The sequence below is a fragment of the Pseudomonas sp. AN3A02 genome (genome assembly GCF_011765255.1).
GTDB lineage: Bacteria > Pseudomonadota > Gammaproteobacteria > Pseudomonadales > Pseudomonadaceae > Aquipseudomonas.
In genome coordinates this window covers 1,531,498-1,556,161 of the sequence record NZ_JAARNI010000001.1, presented here as the reverse complement: position 1 = coordinate 1,556,161, position 24,664 = coordinate 1,531,498, and the positions used below count along the sequence as shown (strand labels likewise).

General features: G+C 61.0%; 19 protein-coding genes. 10 read left to right on the top strand and 9 right to left on the bottom strand.

Features of this window, described 5'->3' with window-relative positions; genetic code table 11:
* Positions 1-94 precede the first annotated feature (94 nt).
* On the top strand, positions 95-967 hold the full coding sequence (locus HBJ59_RS07090; protein WP_076014221.1) for a LysR substrate-binding domain-containing protein: 873 nt from the start codon (positions 95-97) through the stop codon (positions 965-967).
* A gap of 125 nt (positions 968-1,092) precedes the next feature.
* Here HBJ59_RS07090 and HBJ59_RS07085 read toward each other — a convergent pair whose 3' ends face one another.
* Entirely contained in the window at positions 1,093-1,950 is an 858-nt protein-coding gene (locus tag HBJ59_RS07085; RefSeq protein WP_003212427.1) for a LysR substrate-binding domain-containing protein, read from the bottom strand.
* A 112-nt stretch (positions 1,951-2,062) separates the two neighbouring features.
* Here HBJ59_RS07085 and HBJ59_RS07080 point away from each other — a divergent pair, with 112 nt between their 5' ends.
* From HBJ59_RS07080 to HBJ59_RS07070, 3 genes are all read left to right on the top strand, one after another.
* The gene (locus HBJ59_RS07080) at positions 2,063-3,172 is read left to right on the top strand and encodes a 2-aminoethylphosphonate--pyruvate transaminase (RefSeq protein ID WP_076014222.1); all 1,110 of its coding nucleotides are present in this window, start codon (positions 2,063-2,065) and stop codon (positions 3,170-3,172) included.
* A gap of 144 nt (positions 3,173-3,316) precedes the next feature.
* Positions 3,317-4,144 carry a phosphonoacetaldehyde hydrolase gene (phnX, locus tag HBJ59_RS07075; protein ID WP_167663093.1) on the top strand — a complete coding sequence of 276 codons (828 nt, stop codon included), beginning with the start codon at positions 3,317-3,319 and terminating at the stop codon, positions 4,142-4,144.
* 123 nt (positions 4,145-4,267) lie between these two features.
* Positions 4,268-4,828: a cytochrome b gene (locus HBJ59_RS07070; RefSeq protein WP_167663092.1), complete on the top strand. Its 561-nt coding sequence runs from the start codon at positions 4,268-4,270 to the stop codon at positions 4,826-4,828.
* 97 nt (positions 4,829-4,925) lie between these two features.
* Here HBJ59_RS07070 and HBJ59_RS07065 read toward each other — a convergent pair whose 3' ends face one another.
* Positions 4,926-5,813 (bottom strand): 1-aminocyclopropane-1-carboxylate deaminase/D-cysteine desulfhydrase, encoded by an 888-nt coding sequence (locus tag HBJ59_RS07065; protein ID WP_167663091.1) that lies wholly within the window; start codon positions 5,811-5,813, stop codon positions 4,926-4,928.
* 57 nt (positions 5,814-5,870) lie between these two features.
* Positions 5,871-7,910, bottom strand: a complete 2,040-nt coding sequence (locus HBJ59_RS07060; protein ID WP_167663090.1) for an NADPH-dependent 2,4-dienoyl-CoA reductase — start codon at positions 7,908-7,910, stop codon at positions 5,871-5,873.
* 211 nt (positions 7,911-8,121) lie between these two features.
* On the opposite strand from HBJ59_RS07060, the gene HBJ59_RS07055 reads away from it, so the two are divergent.
* The 3 genes from HBJ59_RS07055 (at position 8,122) to HBJ59_RS07045 (ending at position 11,611) form a co-directional block, all read left to right on the top strand.
* On the top strand, positions 8,122-9,252 hold the full coding sequence (locus HBJ59_RS07055) for a carbon-nitrogen hydrolase family protein (protein ID WP_076014227.1): 1,131 nt from the start codon (positions 8,122-8,124) through the stop codon (positions 9,250-9,252).
* Between the two features lie 4 nt (positions 9,253-9,256).
* Entirely contained in the window at positions 9,257-10,291 is a 1,035-nt protein-coding gene (locus HBJ59_RS07050) for an AraC family transcriptional regulator (RefSeq protein ID WP_167663089.1), read from the top strand.
* Positions 10,292-10,621: 330 nt separating this feature from the next.
* The gene (locus HBJ59_RS07045) at positions 10,622-11,611 is read left to right on the top strand and encodes a pyruvate dehydrogenase (protein WP_167663088.1); all 990 of its coding nucleotides are present in this window, start codon (positions 10,622-10,624) and stop codon (positions 11,609-11,611) included.
* A gap of 144 nt (positions 11,612-11,755) precedes the next feature.
* Here the strand turns inward: HBJ59_RS07045 and HBJ59_RS07040 are convergent, their stop codons facing one another.
* Positions 11,756-12,226, bottom strand: coding sequence for a MarR family winged helix-turn-helix transcriptional regulator (locus HBJ59_RS07040; RefSeq protein WP_008431958.1), 471 nt, complete (start codon positions 12,224-12,226; stop codon positions 11,756-11,758).
* 145 nt (positions 12,227-12,371) lie between these two features.
* On the opposite strand from HBJ59_RS07040, the gene aceE reads away from it, so the two are divergent.
* Entirely contained in the window at positions 12,372-15,041 is a 2,670-nt protein-coding gene (gene aceE, locus HBJ59_RS07035; RefSeq protein ID WP_167663087.1) for a pyruvate dehydrogenase (acetyl-transferring), homodimeric type, read from the top strand.
* Here aceE and HBJ59_RS07030 read toward each other — a convergent pair whose 3' ends face one another.
* Together HBJ59_RS07030 and HBJ59_RS07025 are read right to left on the bottom strand one after the other, a co-directional pair.
* Complete coding sequence (locus tag HBJ59_RS07030; protein WP_076014232.1) at positions 15,042-15,872, bottom strand: DUF2242 domain-containing protein; 831 nt, start codon at positions 15,870-15,872, stop codon at positions 15,042-15,044.
* 89 nt (positions 15,873-15,961) lie between these two features.
* A complete protein-coding gene (locus HBJ59_RS07025) occupies positions 15,962-16,861 on the bottom strand; it encodes a LysR family transcriptional regulator (protein WP_076014233.1) in 900 nt (299 codons plus the stop codon).
* Positions 16,862-16,988: 127 nt separating this feature from the next.
* On the opposite strand from HBJ59_RS07025, the gene HBJ59_RS07020 reads away from it, so the two are divergent.
* Both HBJ59_RS07020 and nhaA read left to right on the top strand, forming a co-directional pair.
* Complete coding sequence (locus tag HBJ59_RS07020) at positions 16,989-18,167, top strand: MFS transporter (RefSeq protein ID WP_076014234.1); 1,179 nt, start codon at positions 16,989-16,991, stop codon at positions 18,165-18,167.
* 115 nt (positions 18,168-18,282) lie between these two features.
* Positions 18,283-19,617 carry a Na+/H+ antiporter NhaA gene (gene nhaA, locus HBJ59_RS07015; protein ID WP_167663086.1) on the top strand — a complete coding sequence of 445 codons (1,335 nt, stop codon included), beginning with the start codon at positions 18,283-18,285 and terminating at the stop codon, positions 19,615-19,617.
* Positions 19,618-19,708: 91 nt separating this feature from the next.
* Here nhaA and HBJ59_RS07010 read toward each other — a convergent pair whose 3' ends face one another.
* From HBJ59_RS07010 to lon, 3 genes are all read right to left on the bottom strand, one after another.
* Entirely contained in the window at positions 19,709-21,583 is a 1,875-nt protein-coding gene (locus HBJ59_RS07010) for a SurA N-terminal domain-containing protein (protein WP_167663085.1), read from the bottom strand.
* 230 nt (positions 21,584-21,813) lie between these two features.
* Entirely contained in the window at positions 21,814-22,086 is a 273-nt protein-coding gene (locus tag HBJ59_RS07005; RefSeq protein ID WP_003174819.1) for an HU family DNA-binding protein, read from the bottom strand.
* A gap of 146 nt (positions 22,087-22,232) precedes the next feature.
* Positions 22,233-24,629, bottom strand: coding sequence for an endopeptidase La (gene lon, locus HBJ59_RS07000; protein WP_167663084.1), 2,397 nt, complete (start codon positions 24,627-24,629; stop codon positions 22,233-22,235).
* Positions 24,630-24,664: the final 35 nt, after the last annotated feature.

Below are 24,664 nucleotides of genomic sequence, written 5' to 3'. Positions count from 1 at the left end.
ACGGCGACTGGGGCTATAAAAGCAATGGCTGACTAATAGGTAAAATCGATTTATCGTATTTCAAATATAAGCTGAGCTTGTAAGAGGATTCGCGATGTCGGTGTCCCACGCCCAACTCAAAGCCTTCCATGCGGTGGCCGTGCACGGCAGTTTTACCCACGCCGCCGAGCGCTTGTTCCTCAGCCAGCCGGCCATTTCCGACCAGGTGCGCAAACTCGAAGAACGCTTCGGCGTGCTGCTGTTTCATCGCAACAAACGCTCGGTGCGATTGACCGACCTCGGAGAGCGCCTGCTGAGTATTACCCAGCGCTTGTTTGCCGTCGCGGCGGAAGCCGAAGAGCTGCTGCAGGATTCCCGCGCCTTGCAAACCGGCACTCTGACGCTCGCGGTGGATGCGCCCGTGCATGTGTTGCCGCAGATCGCGCGCTTCTGCCAGTTATATCCGGGCATCAGCGTGAAGATCGAAACCGGCAACACCGATGAATCGCTGTTTCGCCTCTACAACTATCAGGCCGACCTTGCGCTGCTGGGGCGCGATGTGGACGACGAGCGGCTGCTGTCACTGCGCTTGCCCGATGATCAATTGCTCGCGTTTGTCGCCCGCAACCATCCGTGGGCCGGGCGCGAGTCGATCTGCCTGGCGGACCTGGACGATACGCCGCTGGTGTTGCGGGAAATCGGCTCGGTGACCCGTCAGACCCTGGAACAGGAGATGCACCAGGCCGGGCTGCGGATTCGCCCGGCGATCCAGGTGGAAGGCCGCGAAGCCGCGCGGGAAGCGGTGGTGGTGGGGATTGGCGTGGGGGTGGTGTCGGCTGCGGAGTTTGGGGCGGACTCACGGGTGTACGCGATGCCGATCCGTGATTGTACGCAGCGGATGAAGGAAACCCTGGTGTGTTTGAAAGAGCAGAGTTCACGGCGGGTGGTGGCGACTTTTCTGGAGATTGTGCGGGAAAGTTTGCGGTGAATTTGAGGGCCCCTTCGCGAGCAAGCCCGCTCCCACACTTGACCGAGTTCTACCCATGGAATGCGGTCAAATGTGGGAGCGGGCTTGCTCGCGAAGGGGCCAACTAGACCTTGAGCCAACACCCTCTAAGGCGCCAACTCGAAAAACGCCTGAATCAACCGCAACTCCCGCCGCCGCTCCATGCACCCGATCACATGCCGGTTCACCAGCCCCTCACCCTGGATCGGAATCGCGTGCACCCGCGGATCCCGGCTGACCTCCATCGACGACACCACCCCAACCCCCAATTCCGCTGCCACCGCTTCCGTCACCGCCTCACGGCTGTCCAACTCGAGCAACACCCTGGGCTGCACACCGGCCTGGGCGCAGGCATCGTCGAAAGTGCGTCGGGTAATCGAGCTGGGCTCACGCAACACCATGATTACCTGATCCAACTGCTCCAGCCGAATCCCCGCAGGCTCCGCCAACCACGGATGGCCGGCCGGCACCAACGCGCAAATCCGGGACTCGATCAACGGCTGCAAATGCAGGCCCTTGCGCGGTTCCACCTCCGTCAACACCGCTACATCAGCCCGCTCAGACAACAGCGCCGCGAGGGTTTCCTGAGCGTTGCCCAGGCGCAAATTGACGGTAATCCCCGGATACCGCTGCCGCAGGCTGGCCAACATCGGCATGACCATGTGCGGCCCGTCCGCCGCTACTTCAAGGCGCCCGGTGAGCAGTTGCCGGTTGGCCTCCAGCAAGGTCTGCGCCTCCTCCACCAGGCCGAAGATCGCCCGGGTGATCGCCGCCAGCTTGGTGCCCTCCTCGGTCAACTCCACCCGTCGCGCGGTACGCCGCAGCAAGGCAATCTGGTAGTGCTCCTCGAGCGCCTTGATATGCCCGGTCACCGCCGGCTGGCTGATGAACAGGCGCTCGGCCGCCCGGGTAAAACTGCCCTCGCGGGCGACGGCATCAAATGCACGCAGTTGAAACAGGTTCATAGCTATCGGCCTCACTGATAGCTCGCATAACAACAAACAATTTGATTGATGACAAGCCAAACTGCAATTTAGGCGCCGTAAGTTCATCCCATTGTTTTGCGAGGACACACGAATGAGCACTGCCGCGCCGATCCTGCTGACCCCCGGGCCCTTGACCACTTCGGCCCGTACCCGCCAGGCCATGATGGTCGACTGGGGTTCATGGGATGACCGCTTCAATCAACTGACCGCCAGCCTCTGCGAGCAGCTGCTGGTGATCGTCAACGGCACCCACAGCCACGATTGCGTGCCGTTGCAAGGCAGCGGCACCTTCGCCGTGGAAGCGGCCATCGGCACCCTGGTCCCACGGGACGGCAAGGTGCTGGTGCTGATCAACGGCGCCTACGGCAAACGCCTGGCGAAGATTTGCGAAGTGCTCGGCCGCGAGTTCAGTACGTTTGAAACCGCCGAAGACGAACCCACCACCGCCGCCGACGTCGACCGCCTGTTGCACGCCGACAAGGGCATCACCCACGTCGCACTGATCCATTGCGAAACCAGCACCGGGATTCTCAACCCGCTGCCCGAGATCGCCCAGGTCATCGCCCGCCACGGCAAGCGCCTGATCATCGACGCCATGAGTTCCTTCGGCGCGCTGCCGATCGACGCCCGCGAGGTGCCATTCGACGCGCTGATCGCCGCCTCCGGCAAGTGCCTGGAAGGCGTACCGGGGATGGGTTTTGTGTTCGCTGAAAAGCAGGCGCTGGCCGCTGCCCAAGGCAACAGCCATTCCCTGGCGATGGACCTGTTCGACCAGCACAGCTACATGGCCAAGACCGGCCAGTGGCGCTTCACTCCGCCGACCCACGTGGTCGCCGCACTGCACGAAGCGCTGCTGCAATACAACGAAGAAGGCGGCCTGCCCGCCCGGCACCAGCGCTACGCCAACAACTGCCAGGCGCTGCTGGACGGCATGGCCGAACTGGGCCTGCGCAGCTTCCTGCCTGCCGCGATCCAGGCACCGATCATCGTCACCTTCCATGCGCCGAAAGACCCGCGCTACCAGTTCAAGGAGTTCTACGAACGGGTCAAGGCCAAGGGCTTCATCCTGTATCCCGGCAAATTGACCCAGGTGGAAACCTTCCGCGTGGGCTGCATCGGCCATGTAAACCAGGCCGAGATGCAAGCCGCTGTCGCGGCGGTGGCCGAGGTGCTGCAAGAAATGAACGTGCTCGAAATATAAAACTGAATTGCCTCCTGTAGGAGCGAGCTTGCTCGCGAAAAACCCGAGGGCACCGCGTTCATTCAGGATGCCAACGCCATCGTTAACGACCTTCGCGAGCAAGCTCGCTCCTACATAAATCCGCTTTTAAACAGGATCTGAACCATGAACTACGCAAACCCAACCCAGCTTCAAGCCGCGATCCTCGACTGGGCCGGCACCGTGGTCGATTTCGGCTCGTTCGCCCCCACGCAGATTTTTGTCGAAGCCTTCGCTGAATTCGACGTGCAGGTTTCCATCGAAGAAGCCCGTGGCCCGATGGGCATGGGCAAGTGGGACCACATCCGCACCCTGTGCGACCAGCCGCAAGTGGCCGAGCGCTATCGCAAGGCCTTTGGCCGCACGCCGACTGACGATGACGTGACCGCCATCTACCAACGCTTCATGCCGCTGCAGATCGAGAAAATCGCCGAGCACTCGGCATTGATCCCCGGCGCCCTGGACACCATCGCCAACCTGCGCAAGCAAGGGATCAAGATCGGCTCGTGCTCCGGCTACCCCAAGCAGGTAATGGACAAAGTCGTCGAACTGGCCGCCACCAACGGCTACGTTGCCGACCACGTGGTCGCCACCGACGAAGTACCCAACGGTCGCCCATGGCCAGCCCAGGCTCTGGCCAACGTGATCGCCCTCGGGATTGATGATGTCGCGGCCTGCGTGAAGATTGACGACACCGTGCCGGGCATTCTCGAAGGCCGTCGCGCCGGGATGTGGACCGTGGCGCTGACCTGTTCGGGCAACGCCCTGGGCCTGACCTACGAGCAGTTCCGCGCCCTCGATGCCGGCACGCTCGCCAGCGAACGCACACGCATCGAGGCCATGTTCGAAGGCTCGCGCCCGCACTACATGATCGACACCATCACCGACCTGCCTGCGGTGATCGCCGACATCAACCAGCGCCTGGCACGGGGTGAAATGCCGCAGGGCAACTGATCGAGATCAAAAGATCGCCTATACACCCTCCTCTCACGGGCAAACCTCGTAAAACAGGCTTACATTGGAAGGACTCCGTCGCGAAAGAACGGAGGTTTGCCCTGATGAGTGAGGAAGAAAGCGATGCCCTGGAAAAATTCCGATACGCGTTACAGCACCATGTCGATTGCGTTGCACTGGCTGATGGTGGTGCTGCTGGCGGTGGTCTACGCCTGCATTGAGTTACGCGGGCAGTTTCCCAAAGGCAGCGGCGCACGTACGTTGATCGTGGAAATGCACTTCATGTTCGGCCTGACGGTGTTTGTGCTGGTGTGGCTACGGTTGTTCGCCCGCAGCCTGGGGGTGGCGCCGAAGATCGTGCCGGCCCCACCGCAATGGCAATCCTTGCTGGCCACCCTGATGCACATGGCGTTGTATGCCTTGATGATCGGCATGCCCATCGCCGGCTGGCTGATCGTCAGCGCCGAGGGGCATTCGGTGATGTTCTACGGCATCGAGTTGCCGCCGCTGATTGCCGAAAACAAGGCGTTGGCCAAGGAGATTGAAAGCTGGCATGTGCTGTTCGGCAAGGTCGGTTACTGGTTGATCGGGCTGCATGCGTTGGCTGCGATCGTTCACCATTACATCCTGCGCGATACTACAGCGCTGCGAATGATGCCGGGGCGCGAGCGAAAACATGGATGACTGTAGGAGCGAGCTTGCTCGCGAAAAACGAATAGGCGACACGGGCAACCTGATAGCGCTGCGTTATCGTTGACGTTTTTCGTGAGCAAGCTCGCTCCTACAGAAAGCCCCGGCGGCCTTGCAGGCCACCGGTGTGGACGAAGATCAGGCGGGTGCCGGGGGAAAATCTTCCGGCTTCAATCTGCTGCTTCAACGCCAATAACGCTTTGCCGGTGTAAAGCGGCTCCAGGGGCAGGCCACAGGCTTGCTCGGTGGTGTCGATAAAGGCCAGCAACTCCGGATCGACCTTGGCAAAGCCGCCCCGGCTGGCCTCCAGCAATTCATAACCCTCCTGCACAAGCGTGTGTACCTGCTGCGCCACCCCATGGTCGTCGGGCACCGCCAGCGCGCCATACACCGGATGCGCGCCCGCCTCGGCCAGCACCAATCCCGCCAGCGTGGTGCCGGTACCCGCCGCCAGCCACCAACCGTGATAATCCGCCCAGCCCAGGCCACCTAACTGCGCCTGCGCCTGACGGACCAACACCCCGCAGCCCAACGCACCGGCCACGCCACCACCGCCTTCAGGCACCGGGTGCAGGTGCGGATACTGCTCGCGCCAGGGCAGCCAGAAGTCCGGCTCATTGCGCGCGCGATAGCCGCCATACCCCAACCAATGCAGTTGCATGCCGAAGGCCTTGAGGTCGAGCACCGTGGGCGTGTCTTGCGGATGGCCACGCAGCAAGCCAACGGTAGGAAACCCGAAGCGTTTCCCGGCCGCCGCCAGTGCATGCAAATGATTGGAGTAAGCCCCGCCCAGGCTGATGATCCCGCTGGCCCCCACTGCCCGGCCTTGCGCCAGGTGCTCGGTGAGCTTGAACCACTTGTTGCCGCTGATCAGCGGGTCGATGCGATCCAGGCGCAGCACGGCCACTTCCACCGGCCCCATCCAGTCGAGCTTCAGGGGTTCAAGGGGCGCGTGGGGAAGCCAGTCGAAAGGACCCATTAGGGCGGTTCTGCACAAGAAAAGGGGCGGTAGTCTACCACCGCCCCTTTTGAGTGTTTACAGCTCGGCCGCCAGGCGCGAACCCTGGTTGATGGCGCGCTTGGCATCCAGCTCGGCCGCCACATCCGCACCGCCGATCAGGTGCACGTTCTGCCCGGCTGCGACCAGGCCATCCTGCAATTCCCGCAGCGGGTCCTGGCCGGCACAGATGACGATATTGTCCACCGCCAGCACCTGCGGCTCACCCTCGGCGCCAATGCGGATATGCAGGCCGTCGTCGTCGATCTTCAGGTACTCGACGCTGTTAAGCATCTGCACCTGTTTGTTCTTCAGGCCGGTGCGATGAATCCAGCCGGTGGTCTTGCCCAGGCCGTCGCCGACCTTGGACGTCTTGCGCTGCAACAGGAACACTTCACGCGCCGGCGCATGGCGCTCGGGCTTGATCCCGGCCACACCGCCGCGGGCTTCAAGGTGGGTGTCGATGCCCCACTCTTTCCAGAACGCCTCGCGGTCCAGGCTGGTGGACACGCCCTGGTGCACGAGGAACTCCGACACGTCAAAACCGATACCGCCGGCACCGATCACGGCCACGCGATGGCCTACTGGCTTGCGCTCCAGAATCACGTCCAGGTAGCTAAGCACCTTGGCGTTTTCCACACCCGGGATGGCCGGCGTACGCGGCGCGATGCCGGTGGCAAGAATGATCTCGTCGTAACCACCCGCAACAAGCTGCTCAACGTCGACCCGAGTGTTCAGGCACAGCTCGACGTGGGTGGTCTGCAACTTGCGCTTGAAGTAGCGCAGGGTTTCAAAGAACTCTTCCTTGCCCGGCACGCGCTTGGCGATGTTGAACTGGCCGCCGATCTCGCTGGCCGAATCAAACAGCGTCACTTGATGCCCACGCTCGGCGGCAACGGTGGCGGCCGCCAGGCCCGCAGGACCGGCACCCACCACGGCGATTTTCTTGATCTGCTTGACCGGCAGGTAGTTGAGTTCGGTTTCGTAGCACGCACGCGGGTTGACCAGGCAGGTGGTCAGCTTGCCGCCGAAGGTGTGGTCCAGGCACGCCTGGTTGCAGCCGATGCAGGTGTTGATTTCATCGGCGCGGCCTTCGGCAGCCTTGTTGACGAAGTCCGGGTCGGCCAGGAATGGGCGCGCCATCGAGACCATGTCGGCATCGCCTTCGGCCAGGATCTGCTCGGCGATTTCCGGGGTGTTGATCCGGTTGGTGGTGATCAACGGAATCTGCACCGAACCGCGCAACTTGGCGGTGACCTTGCTGAACGCACCGCGTGGCACCTTGGTAGCGATGGTCGGAATCCGCGCTTCGTGCCAGCCGATGCCGGTGTTGATGATCGTTGCACCCGCCTGCTCGATGGCCTTGGCCAACTGCACGATCTCTTCCCAGGTGCTGCCGCCTTCCACCAGGTCGAGCATGGACAGGCGGAAGATGATGATGAAATTCGGGCCTACGGCTTCGCGCACCCGGCGCACGATTTCCACCGGCAGGCGCATGCGGTTTTCGTAGCTGCCACCCCAACGGTCGGTGCGGTGGTTGGTGTGGGCCGCGAGGAATTGGTTAATGAAGTAGCCTTCGGAGCCCATGATTTCCACGCCGTCGTACTCGGCGACCTGGGCCAGTACCGAACAGGTGACGAAATCATTGATCTGCTTTTCGATGCCTTCTTCGTCCAGCTCTTTGGGCTTGAACGGGTTGATCGGTGCCTGGATTGCGCTTGGCGCCACCTGTTTCGGGCTGTAGGCATAACGCCCGGCGTGGAGAATCTGCATGCAGATCTTGCCGCCCGCCTCGTGCACCGCTTTCGTCACGATCTTGTGCTTCTGCGCTTCTTCGTCGGTGGTCAGTTTGGCTGCACCGCCATACACCCCACCTTCATCGTTCGGGCCAATGCCGCCGGTGACCATCAGGCCCACGCCGCCACGGGCGCGCTCGGCAAAATAGGCCGCCATGCGCTCGAAGCCGCCGGGTTTCTCTTCAAGGCCGGTGTGCATCGAGCCCATCAGGGTGCGGTTACGCAGGGTGGTAAACCCCAGGTCCAACGGGGCCAGCAGGTGCGGGTAGGCAGCAGCGGTCATGGTACAGCTCCACAACGGATCATCACGGGACGTGGAGCGCTCGAATGGCACTCCATCGGTTTATGTCCCACAGACTAAGAGGCTGCCGGTTGCCGCTCAATGACTGTAACTGACAAGTTATTGATCCAAATGCGCAGCGCCCCTTGGCAACTGCGTACATGAGCCCTACCCTAGGTACCGAACCCTGTACCCGGTCCGTTGTCTTTTTCCCATGCGTAAACTTCTTGGATTCACCCTCATCATGGCCCTGGTCGCCGCCGTTTCCGCCTATCTGGTCTGGACCCAGGAACGCCCAGTGGGCCATTACCTGTCCGACCTGCGGATCAACCTGGCCGTCGACCAAGGCGTACCCGCCGACCGCGGCAACCTGCTGGGCATCCAGCCGGAACTGTTCCCCGCCGACTACCAGAGCCTGGAACGCCTGCACCTGAAGCTGGCGGCCTACCTGCAAAAGGCCCGCGACCAGGGCTTGATCAACGACAAGACCATCGTGGTGCTGCCGGAACATATCGGCACCTGGCTGATGGTCAGTGGCGAGAAGAACGAGCTGTACCAGGCCACCAACCTCAAGGAAGCGATGAACTGGCTGTCGGCGAGCAACCCGTTGTTGTTCGTGCGGGCGTTGATCAGCGCCAAGGGTGATGACCGCATCGACGACGCCTACCTGCGCATGAAGGCCCCGGCAATGGCCCGCGACTATCAGGTGCTGTTCGGCGGCCTGGCCAAGGAATTCGGCGTGACCCTGGTGGCCGGCTCCATTGCCCTGCCCAACCCGAGCGTCAGCCAGGGCCAACTGCAGATCGGCCACGGCGCGTTGTACAACACCAGCGTGGTCTTTGACCGTGATGGCTTGGCGGTGGGCCAGCCGCAACGCCAGCTGTATCCGATTTTCGATGAACGCGGCTTTATCGAGCCCGGCGATGAAAACACCGTCAGCGTGGTCGACACCCCGGCCGGGCGCCTGGGCATCCTGATCGGCAGTGACAGCTGGTACCCGGACAACTACCGCAAGCTCAACGAGCAAGGCGCGCAATTGGTGGCGGTACCGGCCTTCGTGATTGGCCGCGAGACCTGGGACAAACCGTGGCGCGGTTTCAAAAGCGTGTCGACGCCACCGGAGATAAGCCTCAAGCCGGAAGAACTCAGCGAAGGCGAAGCCTGGCACCGCCTGACCCTGATCAGCCAGCAACCCATCAGCCAGGCCACCGCCGGCATGAGCGTGTTCCTGCGTGGGCAATTCTTCGACATGGGCAGCGCCGGGCAAAGCTTCCTCAGCAGCAACGGCCAGGTGTTCGCCGACGGCAATGCCCGTGGCGCACGCCTGCTGAACGTGTGGCTGTAACGCGATGAAACCGGTGCGGCTTGGGGACCTGTCGGTGGGTTTTGTCCACACCTTGGCCGATGCGATCCACAGCCATGGCCTGGACCCGCAACCGTTGTTGCTGCAATACGGCTTTGACCCTGCGCGCCTGGCCGAGGCGGGTGCTCGCTTGTCGATCCCGCGTTATATGCGCCTGGGCCACGCCGCCATCCAGCTGACCGGCGACTCCAGCCTGGGCCTGCGCATGGGCCAGCTCAGCCGCTTGAGCCAGGCCGGCCTCGCCGGTGTCACCGCCGCCCAAGCGCCCACCGTTCGCGAAGCCGCCCGCACCCTGACGCGCTTCGAAGCCTTGTACGGCTCCAACTATCGAGGCCAGTCGAGCTTTCACGAGGACACTGACGGCGCTTGGCTGCGCTTCTATTCCATCAGCCCGTACAACGCGTACAACCGCTTCGTGGTGGACTCGATCATCGCCGGCTGGCTGCATCAATTGTCGAGCATAAGCTTGCAACCGGTGCAGGCGCAGCGCATCGAAATCGAATTCGAGGCCCCCGACTACAGCGAACGCTATAGCGTGCTGGGGGACTGCCCGATCCAGTTTGGCGCCGAGCACAATCAACTGCGCCTGAGCCAGCAAACCCTGGCCATGCGCAACCCGGAACATTGCCCGAGTACCTGGCAATTACTGGTGCAGTTGTGTGAACGGGAATTGGAGCAGTTGACGCGCACCCGCAGCCTGCGCGAGCGTATTACCCGGTTGCTCGGGCCGATGCTCAATGGTGGCCGGGAACCCGACCTGGAAGAAGTGGCGGCACGCTTGAAACTGCCGACCTGGACCTTGCGGCGCAAGCTGGCGGAAGAAGGGACTCAGTTCCGGGCGATTCTCAATGACACTCGCCGCGACCTGGCCATGACCTATATTCGCGATACCGAACTGGCATTCGGTGAAATTGCCTATTTACTCGGTTTTGCCTCAGCGGAAGCCTTTCAACGGGCCTTCAAGCGCTGGAACAGCCAGACCCCAGGGGAATTTCGCCGCAGTCAGCGGCATTCCGCCTGACGTCTGTCTTACAGCTCGGTTGCATCATCGGCCGGATCCAGCGGATCCAGTTCGAAGGCGTGGTACTCCAGCAATTCTTCCTGGTAATCGTCCATTGTTGACTCCTTGTTTTATGAAAAGGGGTTGCTAAGTGACCTGCACAACCAGCCTAAAGTGCCGTCATGACGAAAAAATGTCCGTGGCATGACGTTCCTGCACTTCAAGATTAAACGTAGCAGGGTTGGGTTGATTTAGCCGGATGAATTTTAGATGCAACTGCAATCATTGCAATTGCAATCACAAACCGAATTCCATTAGGGTAAGGGCACCCGTTGCCAAGCGACCTTGCTCATGACTGCCAGCACCGCACGCTCTGCCCTGATCTGTATCGACGCCCTGAATGCAATGCAGCAGCCCCGCTGTTCGCCGCTGTATAGCGTGATGACCATGGCTAACACCCTGGAGTCCAGCCGGCAGGCGTGGGTGATTCGCGGCCAGTCGCGCTCTCGCCGGGTGATGAGCTGGCCCACGTGGTTCGCGCGCAACACCGGGGAAAAGCCCATGTTGTACCTGCACACGGCCGCGTCATCGGCGCAGTTGCGCGCACTGTCCAGCGAAACCCGCCAGCGGGGCATCTTGTGCAACGACAATGAAACCCGGCCCTCCCCTTCACTGCCCTTATGGCTGGCCAGCAATCCCCACTGCACACCTTATGACCCGGCCTCCGGCGAGGAAGCCCGGGCGATTGTGCTGGCAGGTTTGCAGGCGCTGTATGTCGACGGCCAGTCGGGGTTTTACTACCTGGCACTGCACGACCAGCACGACGGGCCGAGGTTGAGCCCGCAGGATTGTGACCATGCGCTCAGGGGCACGTACAGGGTCCGACGCTCATACACGAGCGAGTTGAAGGTGCGGTTGCTGGGCGCGGGTCGAGCGTTTGAAGAAGTCGTGCACGCCGCGCGGTTGCTAGAAACGGAGTGGAACGTCGAGACGCAACTGTGGAGCTGCCCCAGCTACACACGGCTGGCCCGCGAGGCGGAGGCGGCGCAACGCTGGAATCGCCTGCACCCGTTGGCACCGAAGCGCAGTTGCCATCTAAGGGATTGCCTGGCTGGGGATGGCGCGCCGGTGGTCGCGGTCACCGGGTATCCGCAGCCGATCGTCGATCAGTTGGCGGGGTATGTGGATGCGCGGTTTGTGGCGTTAGGCGCGGGCTCGATAGAGGCGTCAGCACCCGGTCGATATTGGATCGCGGCGCTGGCATTGAAGGCTTTGGCGGATGACGGCCTTATCGAAGCAGAACAGGTAGAAGCCGCCCTGAATCGATATCACCTGAAATGACGATCTGTAATCCATCACAGATCAAATGTGGGAGCGGGCTTGCTCGCGAAGTCGGTGTGCCTGTTGATCTTTCTGTTGCTGACACACCGCTTTCGCGAGCAAGCCCGCTCCCACACTGGATCTTCGTCGCCTGGAGTCTTTGCTTCAGGTCTTACGCCGCCCACGGGTCTGCACGCCCGCCTCCATCGCCAGCCCCGCCGTGCGTTCCAGCGCCTCGGCAAAGCCCCGGCGTTGCTCGCTGTCGAGCTGCGACAAAAACAACTCATCCACGCTGCTTTCGTAGATTTTCCACATCTTTTTACGCAACACCCGGCCCGCATCGGTGATCGATACAAAGGCTGCACGACCGTCACCGTCGGAGCGCGAACGCACCACCAGGCCGTCCTTTTCCAGGCGGTCCACCAGGCGCGTCAGGTTGTAGCGTTCGATGGCCAGCACATCGGCCAATTCATGCATGCGCCGGGTGCCATCGGGGCCACTTTCCAGGCCCCATAAAGCGTCGTACCAGGCATACGGCGGCAGACCGGCATCGGCCAGGCGCCGCTCGATTTCACGGATGACCGTCCTGTGGGCCCGAACAAAACGGAACCAGACATCAGGCTCTTTCGACGACATGCAACACCATCCGGGGAATTTCAAGAAGGTTGCAATAGTAGCTCATCCCGCGCTAGATTCAGTCATGTAGTTGCAATTGCAACTACATTCGCGAAGCTCCCACAAGGAGCCCACACGCTGAAACCCGTCCACCCTGGAGCCTGACATGACCCCGAACACTGCAGTACGCCTCGACGACGATCCACAGGAAACCCGCGAATGGCTGGAGTCCATCGAATCGGTGCTGTCCACCGAAGGCCGCCCGCGCGCGCATTACCTGATTGATCAGTTGCTGGATTTCGACGTGGCGCGGCATGGCGACTTCTACGGGCGGGTGACCACGCCTTACGTCAACACCATCCCGGTGGACCGCCAGTTGCCCTACCCCGGCAACCTGGCCACCGAGCGGCGGCTGAATGCGTTTATTCGCTGGAACGCGATGGCCATGGTGCTGCGCGCCGGCAAACATTCCGGCGTGGGTGGGCATATCGCGACCTACGCGTCGGCTGCCGTGCTGTATGACGTAGGCTTCGACCACTTTTTCCGTGGGCGTACCGAGAGGTTCGATGGCGACCTGGTGTACATCCAGGGCCACTCGGCGCCGGGCATTTACGGGCGTGCGTACCTCGAAGGCCGAATCAGCGAAGCGCAACTGGACAACTTCCGACGGGAAGCCGGCGGCGACGGTTTATCGTCCTATCCGCACCCACGGCTGATGCCCGATTTCTGGCAGTTTCCTACAGTATCCATGGGCCTCGGACCGATCACCGCCGCCTACCAGGCGCGCTTCATGCGCTACCTGGAGTTCCGCGACCTCAAGCAACACCAGGGCCGAAAGGTGTGGGCATTCCTCGGTGATGGCGAGATGGATCAGCCGGAATCCCTGGCATCTATCTCCCTGGCCGGGCGCGAGAAACTCGACAACCTGATCTTCGTGGTCAACTGCAACCTGCAACGACTCGATGGCCCGGTGCGTGGCAATGCCAAGGTGATCCAGGAGTTCGAAAGCCTGTACCGCGCCGCCGGCTGGAACGTGATCAAGGTGATCTGGGGCGGCGGCTGGGATGCGCTGCTGGAAAAGGATAAAAGCGGCTTGCTGCGCCAGCGCATGATGGAGTGTGTGGACGGCGACTATCAGAACTACAAATCGCAAAACGGCGCCTACGTGCGGGAACACTTCTTCGGCAAATACCCGGAGTTGCTGGCGCTGGTGGCGGACATGTCCGACGACGATATCTGGAAACTCTCACGAGGCGGCCATGACCCGGACAAGGTCTACAACGCCTATGCCGCCGCCGTGCGCCATAGCGGCCAGCCTACAGTGATCCTCGCGAAAACCGTCAAGGGCTTCGGCATGGGCGAGGCCGGCGAAGGCCAGAACATCAACCACCAATTGAAAAAGATGGGCGCTGAAGCCGTCAAAGCTTTCCGCGACCGCTTCGGACTGGAAGTGGCCGACGATCAACTGGCCGAAATCCCTTATCTCAAACCCGCTGCCGACAGCGAAGAAGCGCGCTATTTCGCCGCGCGCCGCCAGTCGTTAGGGGGTTACGTACCGGCTCGCCACAGCGCGGTCGAGTCGTTGAAGATCCCGGAACTGGAAGCCTTCGCCACCCAGCTCAAGGACACCGGCGAGCGCTCGATTTCAACCACCATGGCCTTCGTGCGCATCCTCGGCACCCTGCTCAAGGACCCGAATCTGGGCAAGTTGATCGTGCCGATCGTGCCGGACGAGTCCCGCACCTTCGGCATGGAAAGCCTGTTCCGCCAGATCGGCATTCACTCCGCGGTCGGCCAGCTCTACACCCCACAGGATGCCGGTCAGCTTTCCTACTACAAGGAGAGCAAGGACGGACAGATCATGCAGGAAGGCCTGAATGAATCCGGCGCCATTTCCTCGTGGATCGCCGCGAGTACGTCCTACGCCAACCACGGGTTGATGACCGTACCGTTCTACATCTTCTATTCGATGTTCGGCTTCCAGCGAGTGGGTGACCTGGCCTGGGCCGCGGGCGATGCTCGGGCACGGGGTTTCCTGCTGGGGGCCACCGCCGGGCGCACGACCTTGATGGGCGAAGGTTTGCAGCATGACGATGGCCACAGCCATGTGCTGTCATCGGTGATCCCGTGCTGCATTTCCTACGACCCGACCTTTGCCTTCGAACTCGCAGTGATCATTCGCGAGGGCATGCGCCGGATGTACGTCGAGCAAGAGGACATTTACTACTACATCACCCTGCTCAACGAAAACTACCCGCACCCGGCGATGCCCGACGGCGTCGAGGATGGAATTCTCAAGGGCATGTATCGGTTGAAGGCGGCTGAAGACTCCCCGCAACCACGGGTACAGCTGATGGGCAGCGGTTCGATCCTGCGGGAAGTCATCGCCGCCGCTGATTTGCTGCGGGATGACTTCGCCGTGGCCAGTGATGTGTGGAGCGTCACCAGCCTGACCGAGCTGCGCCGGGAAGGCCATGCCGTGGAGCGCTGGAACCTGTTGCACCCGGAAAGCGAACCGCGTACCAGCTATGTCGAACAGTGCCTTGAGGGCCAGGCCGGGCCCGTGGTGGTCGCTACCGACTACATGAAGATATTTGCTGATCAGATCCGCCCGTTCGTGCCGGGCCGGCGCTTTGTGGCGCTGGGCACTGATGGCTTCGGCCAATCGGATACCCGCGAAACTTTGCGCGAGTTCTTCGAGGTGGACCGTTACTTCATTGCACTGGCGGCCTTGAAGGCGCTGGCGGATGACGGCCTGATCAGCCGCACCAAGGTGGCGGAGGCGATCAGCCGCTACGAGATCAACGTCGACAAGGCCAACCCCGTAGCGGTGTAGTTACTGCGCAGGCGTCGGCAGAGGCGGAATCGCTTCGGTCGGCGCCGGCAGCGTTGGTTGGGTAGCCTCCGGCGCAGGTGCCGGGGTTTCCTTTGGCGCAATCGGTGCAGGTTCTGCCGGCGGTACGACCGGCTCCGATGCCGCTGGCTCAACCGCCGGCGTCACGGGGGCAGCCGGGGTGGCGGGCACTTCTTTCGGCGCTTCTTTAGGCGCCTCCACCTTATCGGCCACCGGAGCTGCCTTCGGTTCTGGAATGCCCAGGTCAGCCTTGGGCTTCTCTGGAATATGCGCAGCCTTTTTCACTTCCTGGGGCAGGAAAACATCCACCAGCGCGAAATAACGCTCATAGAACTTTGGCGCAGACACCGTCTCGCTGGCCACCTTGACCATCGAGTCATCGGTGGAGCCAATCGGCATCGACACCGAGCCCAACACACCCACGCCGAGACTCGCGGAGTTGTTGACCTTCTTCAGCGCGTAGCGATCCTGCAAGGCGTTGGCGAACATCGTCGAGTGATGATTGCCACTGCCATCGTCGGCACACACCACGTTGAAACTGATCTGCAGGTGAGTTTCGCCGGTCTGCTGGAAGCTCTTGTTACCTGCCACCAGCTTTGGATCGCTACTGGTAATGATGTAACCCTGGCTCAACAGCGCACGCCGCGCCGCTTCGCAGGCGGCGGTATCACTGACCGGGTAATCCCGGGAAAACGTACCGGAGTCGTCGAAATTCTCATGTTCATAAATAGCGGTCTTGGGTGACGAGCAGCCCGCAGCGCCCGCCAGCACCAGCGCCAACCCGAGGCTACGCAAGTGAAATGATGTCGACATCGAAAATCCTGAGGAAAACAGTCAGGGCGGTATTGTGCAACAGAACGTGGCCTTGGCGCGCGAATTCCTGTCGGTAAAACGTCACAGCCTTATGGGACGGTGTCTGCGGGAAAAAGCCGCTCGCCCATATGGTCAATAAACACGCGCAATTTCGCCGAAGCATGGCGACTTGATGGCCAGAGCATCCAGAAGCTGCCGCTGTGGTCCAGGTAATAGTCCAGCACCCGTTGCAGCCGGCCCTGCTCAACCGACTCGCGGACCATGAAGTCCGGCAGGCAGGCAATCCCCAGGCCTGCATGGGCCACGTACATCAGCGATTCGATGGTGGTGGAGACCAGCGGCGCTCGCAGGACCGGCTCCGGCAGGCCAGGTTCGGGGCGCAATGGCCAGGCTTCCAGCTTGCCGGTGGCGCAGAACTTGTGGCGCAAACAGGCGTGGTCATTCAAGTCCCGGGGCTGGCGCGGTGTGCCGTGCAGACGCAGGTATTCCGGGGACGCCACCAGCACCAGGCGGTAATACCCGAGATGGCGTGCCATCAAGCGCGAATCCTCGGGTTTGCCGGTACGGATCACCGCATCGAAGCCTTCCTCGATCACATCCACCATGCGGTCGGAGAAGTCCACGTCCAGTTCGATCTCGGGATAGGCCCGCATGAAGTCCGTCAGCACCGGCATCAACAGGCCCCGCACTTGGGGCAGGCTGACGCGCAGCTTGCCTTTTGGTGTGGCGGATGCCTGGCTCAGCTCCTGCTCTGCGGCCTCGACTTCGGCCAGGATCCGTCGGGAGCGTTCGAGAAACAGCGCGCCCTCGCTGGTTAACGTGATACTGCGGGTGCTGCGATGGAACAGGCGCACACCCAGGCGCTCTTCGATGCGCGCAATGCTTTTGCCAATCGCCGAGGACGACACTCCCAGCAGGCGCCCGGCCTCGGTAAAGCTGCGGGTTTCCGCCACCTGCACAAACACTGAAATACTGCCGAGGCTGTCCATCGTCTCGCTCCCGAGGATTGCGGACGTTGGCGTCCGATAAGTTCGGAACCTTAGCCTGTTTTTCTACACCGCGCAGCACCCTACTCTGGCTCCCTGCCCTTTCGTTTGAAACCCGGAGCCAATAAACATGAGCGACAACGCCTTACCCTCCCCGGCCCTTGCGGCGAGCCGTGAACGCCTGCCACTGGGCGGTTTGCTGGCATTGGCAACCGCCGGCTTCATCACCATCCTCACCGAAGCCATGCCAGCGGGCTTGCTCCCGCAAATGGGCGCCGGGCTCGGGGTGTCCGACGCCTTGGTGGGCCAGTTGGTGACCCTTTACGCCCTTGGTTCGCTGCTGGCCGCGATTCCCCTGACCATCGCCACCCGGGGCTGGCGCAGGCGGCCGTTGCTGATGATTGCCATCGGCGGGTTTGCCTTGGTTAACAGCGTGACAGCGTTTTCCAGCGATTACCTGCTGACCCTGGTGGCGAGGTTCTTCGCCGGGGTGTTCGCGGGGTTGCTTTGGGCGCTGCTCGCCGGTTACGCCAGCCGCATGGTTGCGCCACACTTGCAAGGCCGGGCGATTGCCGTGGCCATGCTTGGGGCGCCGTTGGCGCTGTCACTGGGCGTGCCCGCCGGGACATTCCTGGGCACCACGGTGGGCTGGCGTCTGAGCTTTGCGATCATGACCGGTCTTACGGTTGTGCTGCTGGCCTGGGTGCGCTGGCAGGTCCCGGACTTTGCCGGGCAGCGGGCGGAAAAACGCTTGGGGCTACGCCAGGTGCTGGCCCTGCCCGGGATTCGTCCGGTGCTGTTTGTGACCCTTACCTACGTGCTGGCCCATAACATTCTCTACACCTATATAGCGCCATTCCTGGTACCTGCCGGGATTGCGGCGGACATCGATCAGGTGTTGCTGGTATTTGGCCTGGCGGCGCTGCTGGGCATCTGGATTGTCGGCGCGTTGATTGATCAGCGGCTGCGTGCGTTGTTGGTGATCAGCTGCGCAATGTTCGCACTGTCGGCCCTGGCGCTGGCGTTCTGGATCACCTCGGCGACCGTGATCTACACCACAGTGGCGTTATGGGGGCTGGCGTTTGGCGGCCTGCCGGCATTGCTGCAAACAGCGCTGGCCAAGTCGGCCGGGGATTCAGCCGATGCCGCGCAGTCGATGCTGGTGACGGTGTGGAACCTGGGCATCGCCGGCGGTGGACTGCTCGGCGGCATGTTGCTACAGGGTTGGGGCGTGACAGCGTTTCCGTGGGCGGTCGTCGCGTTGGTCGTGCTGGCCCTGATGGCGACGCTGCGTTTAACCGATGTTTAAACGAAACGTGACGTAATGTTTCTTAACTCTTATGATCGCCCTGGGTGCGCTGCTGCATACGGCACAGCGCAGGTTAAAGGATAAGCATTGGTCGGGCCGCCAATGGAGACTTGTCGTGCCTGATAAACACCCTGCTATTCCTCGCCCCCAGGTTTTGGTCGAAGGCGCCCTGTCTGCATTGGAGCGGTTTTCACGCATCGAGGCCGTCAGCGGCATCGTGCTGCTGCTGGCGGCGATTGTCGCGCTGATCTGGGCCAACAGCCCCATCGCCGATTCCTACGAACACTTCTGGAACACCCAACTCACTATCGGGCTGGGAGACTTCACGGTCTCGCGCTCGTTGCACTTCCTGGTGAACGACGGGCTGATGACCATCTTCTTCCTGGTGGTGGGCGCCGAGATTCGCCAGGAGATCAGGGACGGTGCACTCGCCAACCTGAAACTGGCCACCCTGCCCTTGGGCGCTGCACTCGGTGGCGTGCTGATGCCGGCGCTGCTCTATACCCTGCTCAACCATGGCACTGAAGCGGCCAGCGGCTGGGCGGTGCCCACCGCCACCGACATCGCGTTTGCCGTAGGTGTGCTGGCGCTGTTGGGTAAATCCATTCCGGCCGGCGTGCGCATTCTGTTGCTGGCGTTGGCGATCATTGATGACATCGTCGCCATCCTGATCATTGCGATCTTCTACACCGCGAGCCTGGACTACATGGGCCTGGTGATCGCGGCCTGCGGGCTGGCACTGGTGCTGATTTTTCAGCGGATGGGGATTGGCAAGGCGGTTGTGTACCTGCTGCCCGGGGCGATTGTCTGGTTCGGGCTGCTGAAGACAGGTGTACATCCTACGCTCGCCGGCGTGGTGCTTGGCTTGATGACGCCTGTCATTTCGAGGCCCACCCGTGAACGCCCGCTGGACACCATCGGTCGCACCTTTAACGAACTGATGGACCGGCTTTCGCATCCCGCTGAAAGCGCTCATGAGGTGGCCAAACCGTTGCAGCAGTTGAGACAGGCCCAGCGGGAAATGTTGCCGCCGGTGCAGCGGATTCAAGCCGGGTTACACCCGTGGGTAGCCTTCGGCGTCATGCCGCTGTTTGCCCTGGCCAACGCGGGGGTGAGCCTGCAAGGGTTCAATCTGGACGACCCGCTGCCCCACGGCGTGTTCATGGGCGTCATCCTGGCCTTGGTGCTCGGCAAGCCGCTGGGGGTGATGCTGGCGAGTTTCGTGCTGGTCAAACTGAACATCTGCCAACTGCCGGAAGGCGTGACCTGGAACGGCGTCGCCCTGGTCGGCCTGTTGGCCGGGATTGGTTTCACCATGTCGATTTTCATCTCGTCGCTGGCCTTCTCCGATCCGACGCTGCTGTCGGCTGCCAAGCTGAGTGTGCTGAGCGCTTCGACCCTGGCGGCTGTGATTGGCTTGAGTTGGGGCAAGCTCAAGTTTGCGCGTTGAATCAAGGACTGGTTCAGTCAGCTGCTTGAGTGGATAAAAAAAGACCCCGGCCTCTTCAGGCCGGGGTCTTTTTATTCAGGCAGTAACGAGATCAGAACTTCTTGATCTCAGCCTTGGTTTCCAACTGCTTGCGATACGCGGCGAAGTCTTGCTGGCCCACACGCGACGCGAGGAAGCGGCGGTACTGAGCCTTCTCGTCATCGGTCGGGGCAGCGGCTTCGTTGACTGCGTTCAAGCGCACGATCACCAGGCTACCGTCTGGCAGAGTCACGCTGGTGAAGGTTGGCTTGTCCTTGGCCGCAGGCTTTGGCATGCGGAACAGGGCTTGCAGCACGGCTGGCTCGACGCCTTCCTGGCCACGGGTGGCCGCTTCGGTGACTTTCCAGGCCTGGCCATCCACCGGCTGATTCAGCGGTGTCTTGCCATCACGCAGGTTGGCAATCAGCTCGTCCGCGTGAGTCTTCGCCGCAGCGCTTGCGCGCTCCTTGGTTAACTGGGCACGGATGGCAGTGGCAACGCTTTCCAGCGGCAGCTGAGTAGGCTTCAAGTGCTCTTTGGCACGCAGCACCACGATGGTTTCCGGATCCAGCTCGATGGCGGTGCTGTTGGCACCTTCATCCAGTACTTCAGGGCTGAATGCAGCGGTCACCACGGCACGGTTGGCAGCAATGCCTTCGCCACCTTCACGGCCGAATGGCGCGGAGGTGTGCACGGTCAGCTTCAGGTCCGACGCCGGTTGGGCCAGGTCGGAAGCTTCGAATGCAGCGTCTTCCAGTTGCTTGGTCGCGTCGACGAAACGCTGTTCAACCTGCTGGGTCTTGAGCTCGCGGGTCAGCTTGTCTTTCAGGCTGGCGAACGATGGCACTTCAGGTGCCTCAACGCCCAACAGCTTGATCAGGTGCCAGCCGAAGCTCGAACGCACCGGCGCCGAAACCTGGTCCTTGTTCAACGCGTACAGCGCTGTTTCGAAGGCTGGGTCGTAGACGCCAGGGCCGGCGAAACCGAGGTCACCGCCGTTGTTTGCAGAACCCGGATCCTGGGAGAACTCTTTGGCCAGGGCTTCGAACTTCTCGCCTTTGGCCAGGCGTGCCTGGATCTCTTCGATCTTGGCCTTGGCCTGCTCGTCGGTGGTCTTGTCGTTGACTTCAATCAGGATGTGCGCCGCGCGACGCTGTTCAGCGAGGTTGGCGGTTTCTTTCTGATAGAGAGCCTGCAGCTCATCGTCCTTGACCGCGACCTGGTCGAAGAAGGAAGCCTTCTTCAGCTCCAGATAGTCGATGACCACCTGGTCCGGGGTCATGAACTCTTTGGCGTGCTGGTCATAGTAAGCCTTGACCTCGTCGTCGGTGAGTTTCACCGCCGCAGGGTTGGCCTTGACGCTGGCGGTGGCGAAATCGCGGGTCTGTTTTTCCAGACGGGCAAAAGCCAGCACTTCGGCATCAGTCACAAAACCGCTGCCGGCAATACCAGCACGAACCTGGCCGATCAGCATTTCCTGGCTCAGCATCTGGCGGAATTGCATACGGCTATAGCCCAGCTGACGGATCACCTGGTCGAAACGCTCAGCGTTGAACTGGCCATCCACCTGGAATTCCGGTGTCTGCAGGATCACTTGATCCAGCGCGGCTTCGGAGAAAGCGAATTTCGAATCGGCCGCGCCCTGCAGCAGCAGTTTGCGATCGATCAGGCTCTTGAGCGCGGCGTCGCGCAGCAGCTTTTCGTCCAGCAAGGAAGCATCGAAGTCCTTGCCCAGCTGTTGCATCAGCTGACGACGTTGCATGTCGACGGCCTGGCCCAGTTCACTTTGGGTGATTTCTTCACCGTTGACCTTGGCCACGTCCTGCTTGTTGTTGGTCGAAGCCTGAAAAATAGCCTCGATACCGGTAAACGCCATCAATGCGACGATGATCCCGATAATGGTCTTGGCAATCCAGCCTTGTGAATTGTCCCTGATATTCTGCAGCATGCGTCCCCCAGAAACGGTTGAACTTCAAAATTAGGCAACCGTGGAGCGTGGGTAGAGTCCGGATAGAAGAAAGGCGCATCCGAGGATGCGCCTTCTCGTAACTGGCGGAGCGGACGGGGGTTTGAACCCACACCCCCGGCGTGGCGACCCGATGGATACTTGGGTCAGCTGCCGCTCCGCTGCCAGGTCAGACCTGCGTCCGACCCGGATGGGTAAGGCTTGAGCGAAGCTTAGTTAACGGCTTCTTTCAGGGCTTTACCGGCTTTGAAACCTGGCTTTTTGGCAGCGGCGATTTGCAGAGCCTTGCCAGTCTGTGGGTTACGACCAGTGCGAGCTGGGCGGTCGGTCACAGAGAAAGTACCGAAACCAACCAGTACCACAGAGTCGCCGGCCTTGAGAGCGCCAGTGACGGATTCGATTACTGCGTCCAGCGCACGGCCAGCAGCGGCTTTCGGGATATCAGCAGATGCAGCGATAGCATCAATCAGTTCCGACTTGTTCACTCTAAGTCCCCTTATATCTATTGAGTATGATTCTAAGTTTTTTGGTGAAAGCAAAAACCAGTGCTGAATGGCCTACAGACACTTAAGAGCCGCTTTATAACAAGGGCTCTAAAAAGCTGTCAAGGAAGCCCCCAGGCTTAAACGTATTAATGCGTGCTAATTCTTTCCTTAGAGTCAGTCTCGCGCTTTTCATCTTTTGCAACTATCTCCGGAGCCACATCCGGCAAGGGCTCCGGCGCGTATTGCAGCGCAATTTGCAGGACCTCGTCAATCCATTTAACCGGTTTAATCTGCAGATCCTGCTTGATATTGTCAGGAATCTCCTTCAAGTCGCGAACATTCTCTTCAGGAATGATCACGGTCTTGATACCACCACGGTGTGCAGCCAACAATTTCTCTTTGAGGCCACCAATGGCCAGCACTTGCCCACGCAGGGTTATTTCCCCAGTCATGGCAACATCGGCGCGCACCGGAATGCCGGTCAGGGCTGATACCAGTGCCGTGCACATGCCTACGCCTGCGCTAGGGCCGTCTTTCGGCGTCGCCCCTTCCGGCATGTGGATGTGGGTGTCGTGCTTCTCGTGGAAGTCCAGGGGGATTCCCAGGCTCTTCGCGCGGCTGCGCACCACGGTCTGCGCGGCGGTGATGGATTCGACCATCACGTCACCCAGGGAACCGGTCTTGATCAATTGCCCTTTGCCCGGGATAACAGCGGCCTCGATGGTCAGCAATTCGCCGCCCACTTGAGTCCACGCCAGGCCCGTGACCTGACCCACCTGGTCCTGCTGCTCAGCCAGGCCGTAACGGAATTTGCGCACGCCCAGGAAGTGTTCCAGCAGCTCAGCGGTGACCTTCACCGAGAAGCGTTTTTCCAGCGCATGTTCCTTCACGGCCTTGCGGCAGATCTTCGCCAGTTGACGCTCAAGGCCCCGTACACCGGCCTCGCGGGTGTAGAAACGAATGATGTCGCGGATCGCGTCGGCATCAAATTCGATCTCGCCTTTTTTCAGGCCGTTGGCCGCAATCTGCTTGGGCGAAAGGTATTTGACAGCGATGTTGATCTTCTCGTCTTCGGTGTAACCCGGCAGACGAATCACCTCCATCCGGTCCAGCAAGGCTGGCGGAATATTCATCGAGTTGGAGGTGCACAGGAACATTACGTCGGACAGGTCGTAGTCGACTTCCAGGTAATGGTCGTTGAAATTGTGGTTCTGCTCGGGGTCGAGCACTTCCAGCAAGGCAGAGGCCGGATCGCCACGCATGTCGCTGCCCATTTTGTCGATTTCATCAAGCAGGAACAGCGGGTTGCGCACACCCACCTTTGTCATCTTTTGAATCAATCTTCCTGGCATCGAACCGATATAAGTCCGGCGATGACCACGAATTTCCGCTTCATCACGCACACCACCCAAGGCCATGCGTACGAATTTACGGTTTGTTGCGTGAGCAATCGACTCAGCCAGCGAGGTTTTACCCACACCAGGAGGACCGACCAGGCACAACACCGGGCCACGAATTTTCTTCACGCGCTTTTGCACGGCGAGGTATTCGAGGATGCGTTCTTTGACTTCTTCGAGGCCGTAGTGATCGGCGTCCAGAATATCTTCGGCGCGGGCCAGGTCCAGGCGTACTTTGGTCTGGGCCTTCCACGGCACTTGCACCAGCCAGTCGATATAAGAGCGAACCACGGTGGCTTCGGCCGACATCGGCGACATTTGCTTGAGCTTGTTCAGCTCGGCAGTGGCCTTGATCAAGGCGTCTTTTGGCAGGCCGGCGGCATCGATGCGCTTTTTCAGCTCTTCGATTTCGTTGTGGCCTTCCTCGCTGTCACCCAGCTCTTTCTGAATGGCCTTCATCTGCTCATTCAGGTAGTACTCGCGCTGGCTGCGCTCCATTTGCTTTTTGACACGGCCGCGAATGCGCTTCTCGACCTGCAGCAGGTCGATTTCGGCATCCAGCAGCGCCAGGACGTGTTCGACCCGGGCAGACAAATCGATGATTTCGAGAATGTCCTGCTTCTGCTCGATTTTCAGCGCCATGTGCGCGGCCATGGTGTCGACCAGGCGGCTTGGCTCATCAATGCTGTTGAGGGAAGAGAGGACTTCTGCGGGGACTTTCTTTCCCAGTTGTACGTATTGCTCGAACTGGGACAGCAGGCTGCGAACGAACACTTCGGATTCGCGCTCAGGGGCATCGACTTCGTCGATCAGCGCCACTTCGGCACGCAGGTGGCCGTCCACTTCCATGAAGCGCTCGACCGCACCGCGCTGCTCACCTTCCACCAGCACCTTGACGGTGCCATCAGGCAGCTTGAGCAGTTGCAGGACAGTTGCAACGGTACCAACGCGATACAGGGCATCTTCGCCCGGATCATCGTCAGCAGGATTTCTCTGGGCCAGCAGCAGGATCTGCTTGTCGCCCGTCATCGCGGCCTCGAGGGCTTCGATAGACTTCTCGCGCCCCACGAACAGCGGGATAACCATGTGCGGATAGACGACGACATCACGCAACGGCAGGAGAGGCAATTCGATGGTTGTCTTCATGATTTCGCCTCTATGACAGATGAAAGTAACTTGAA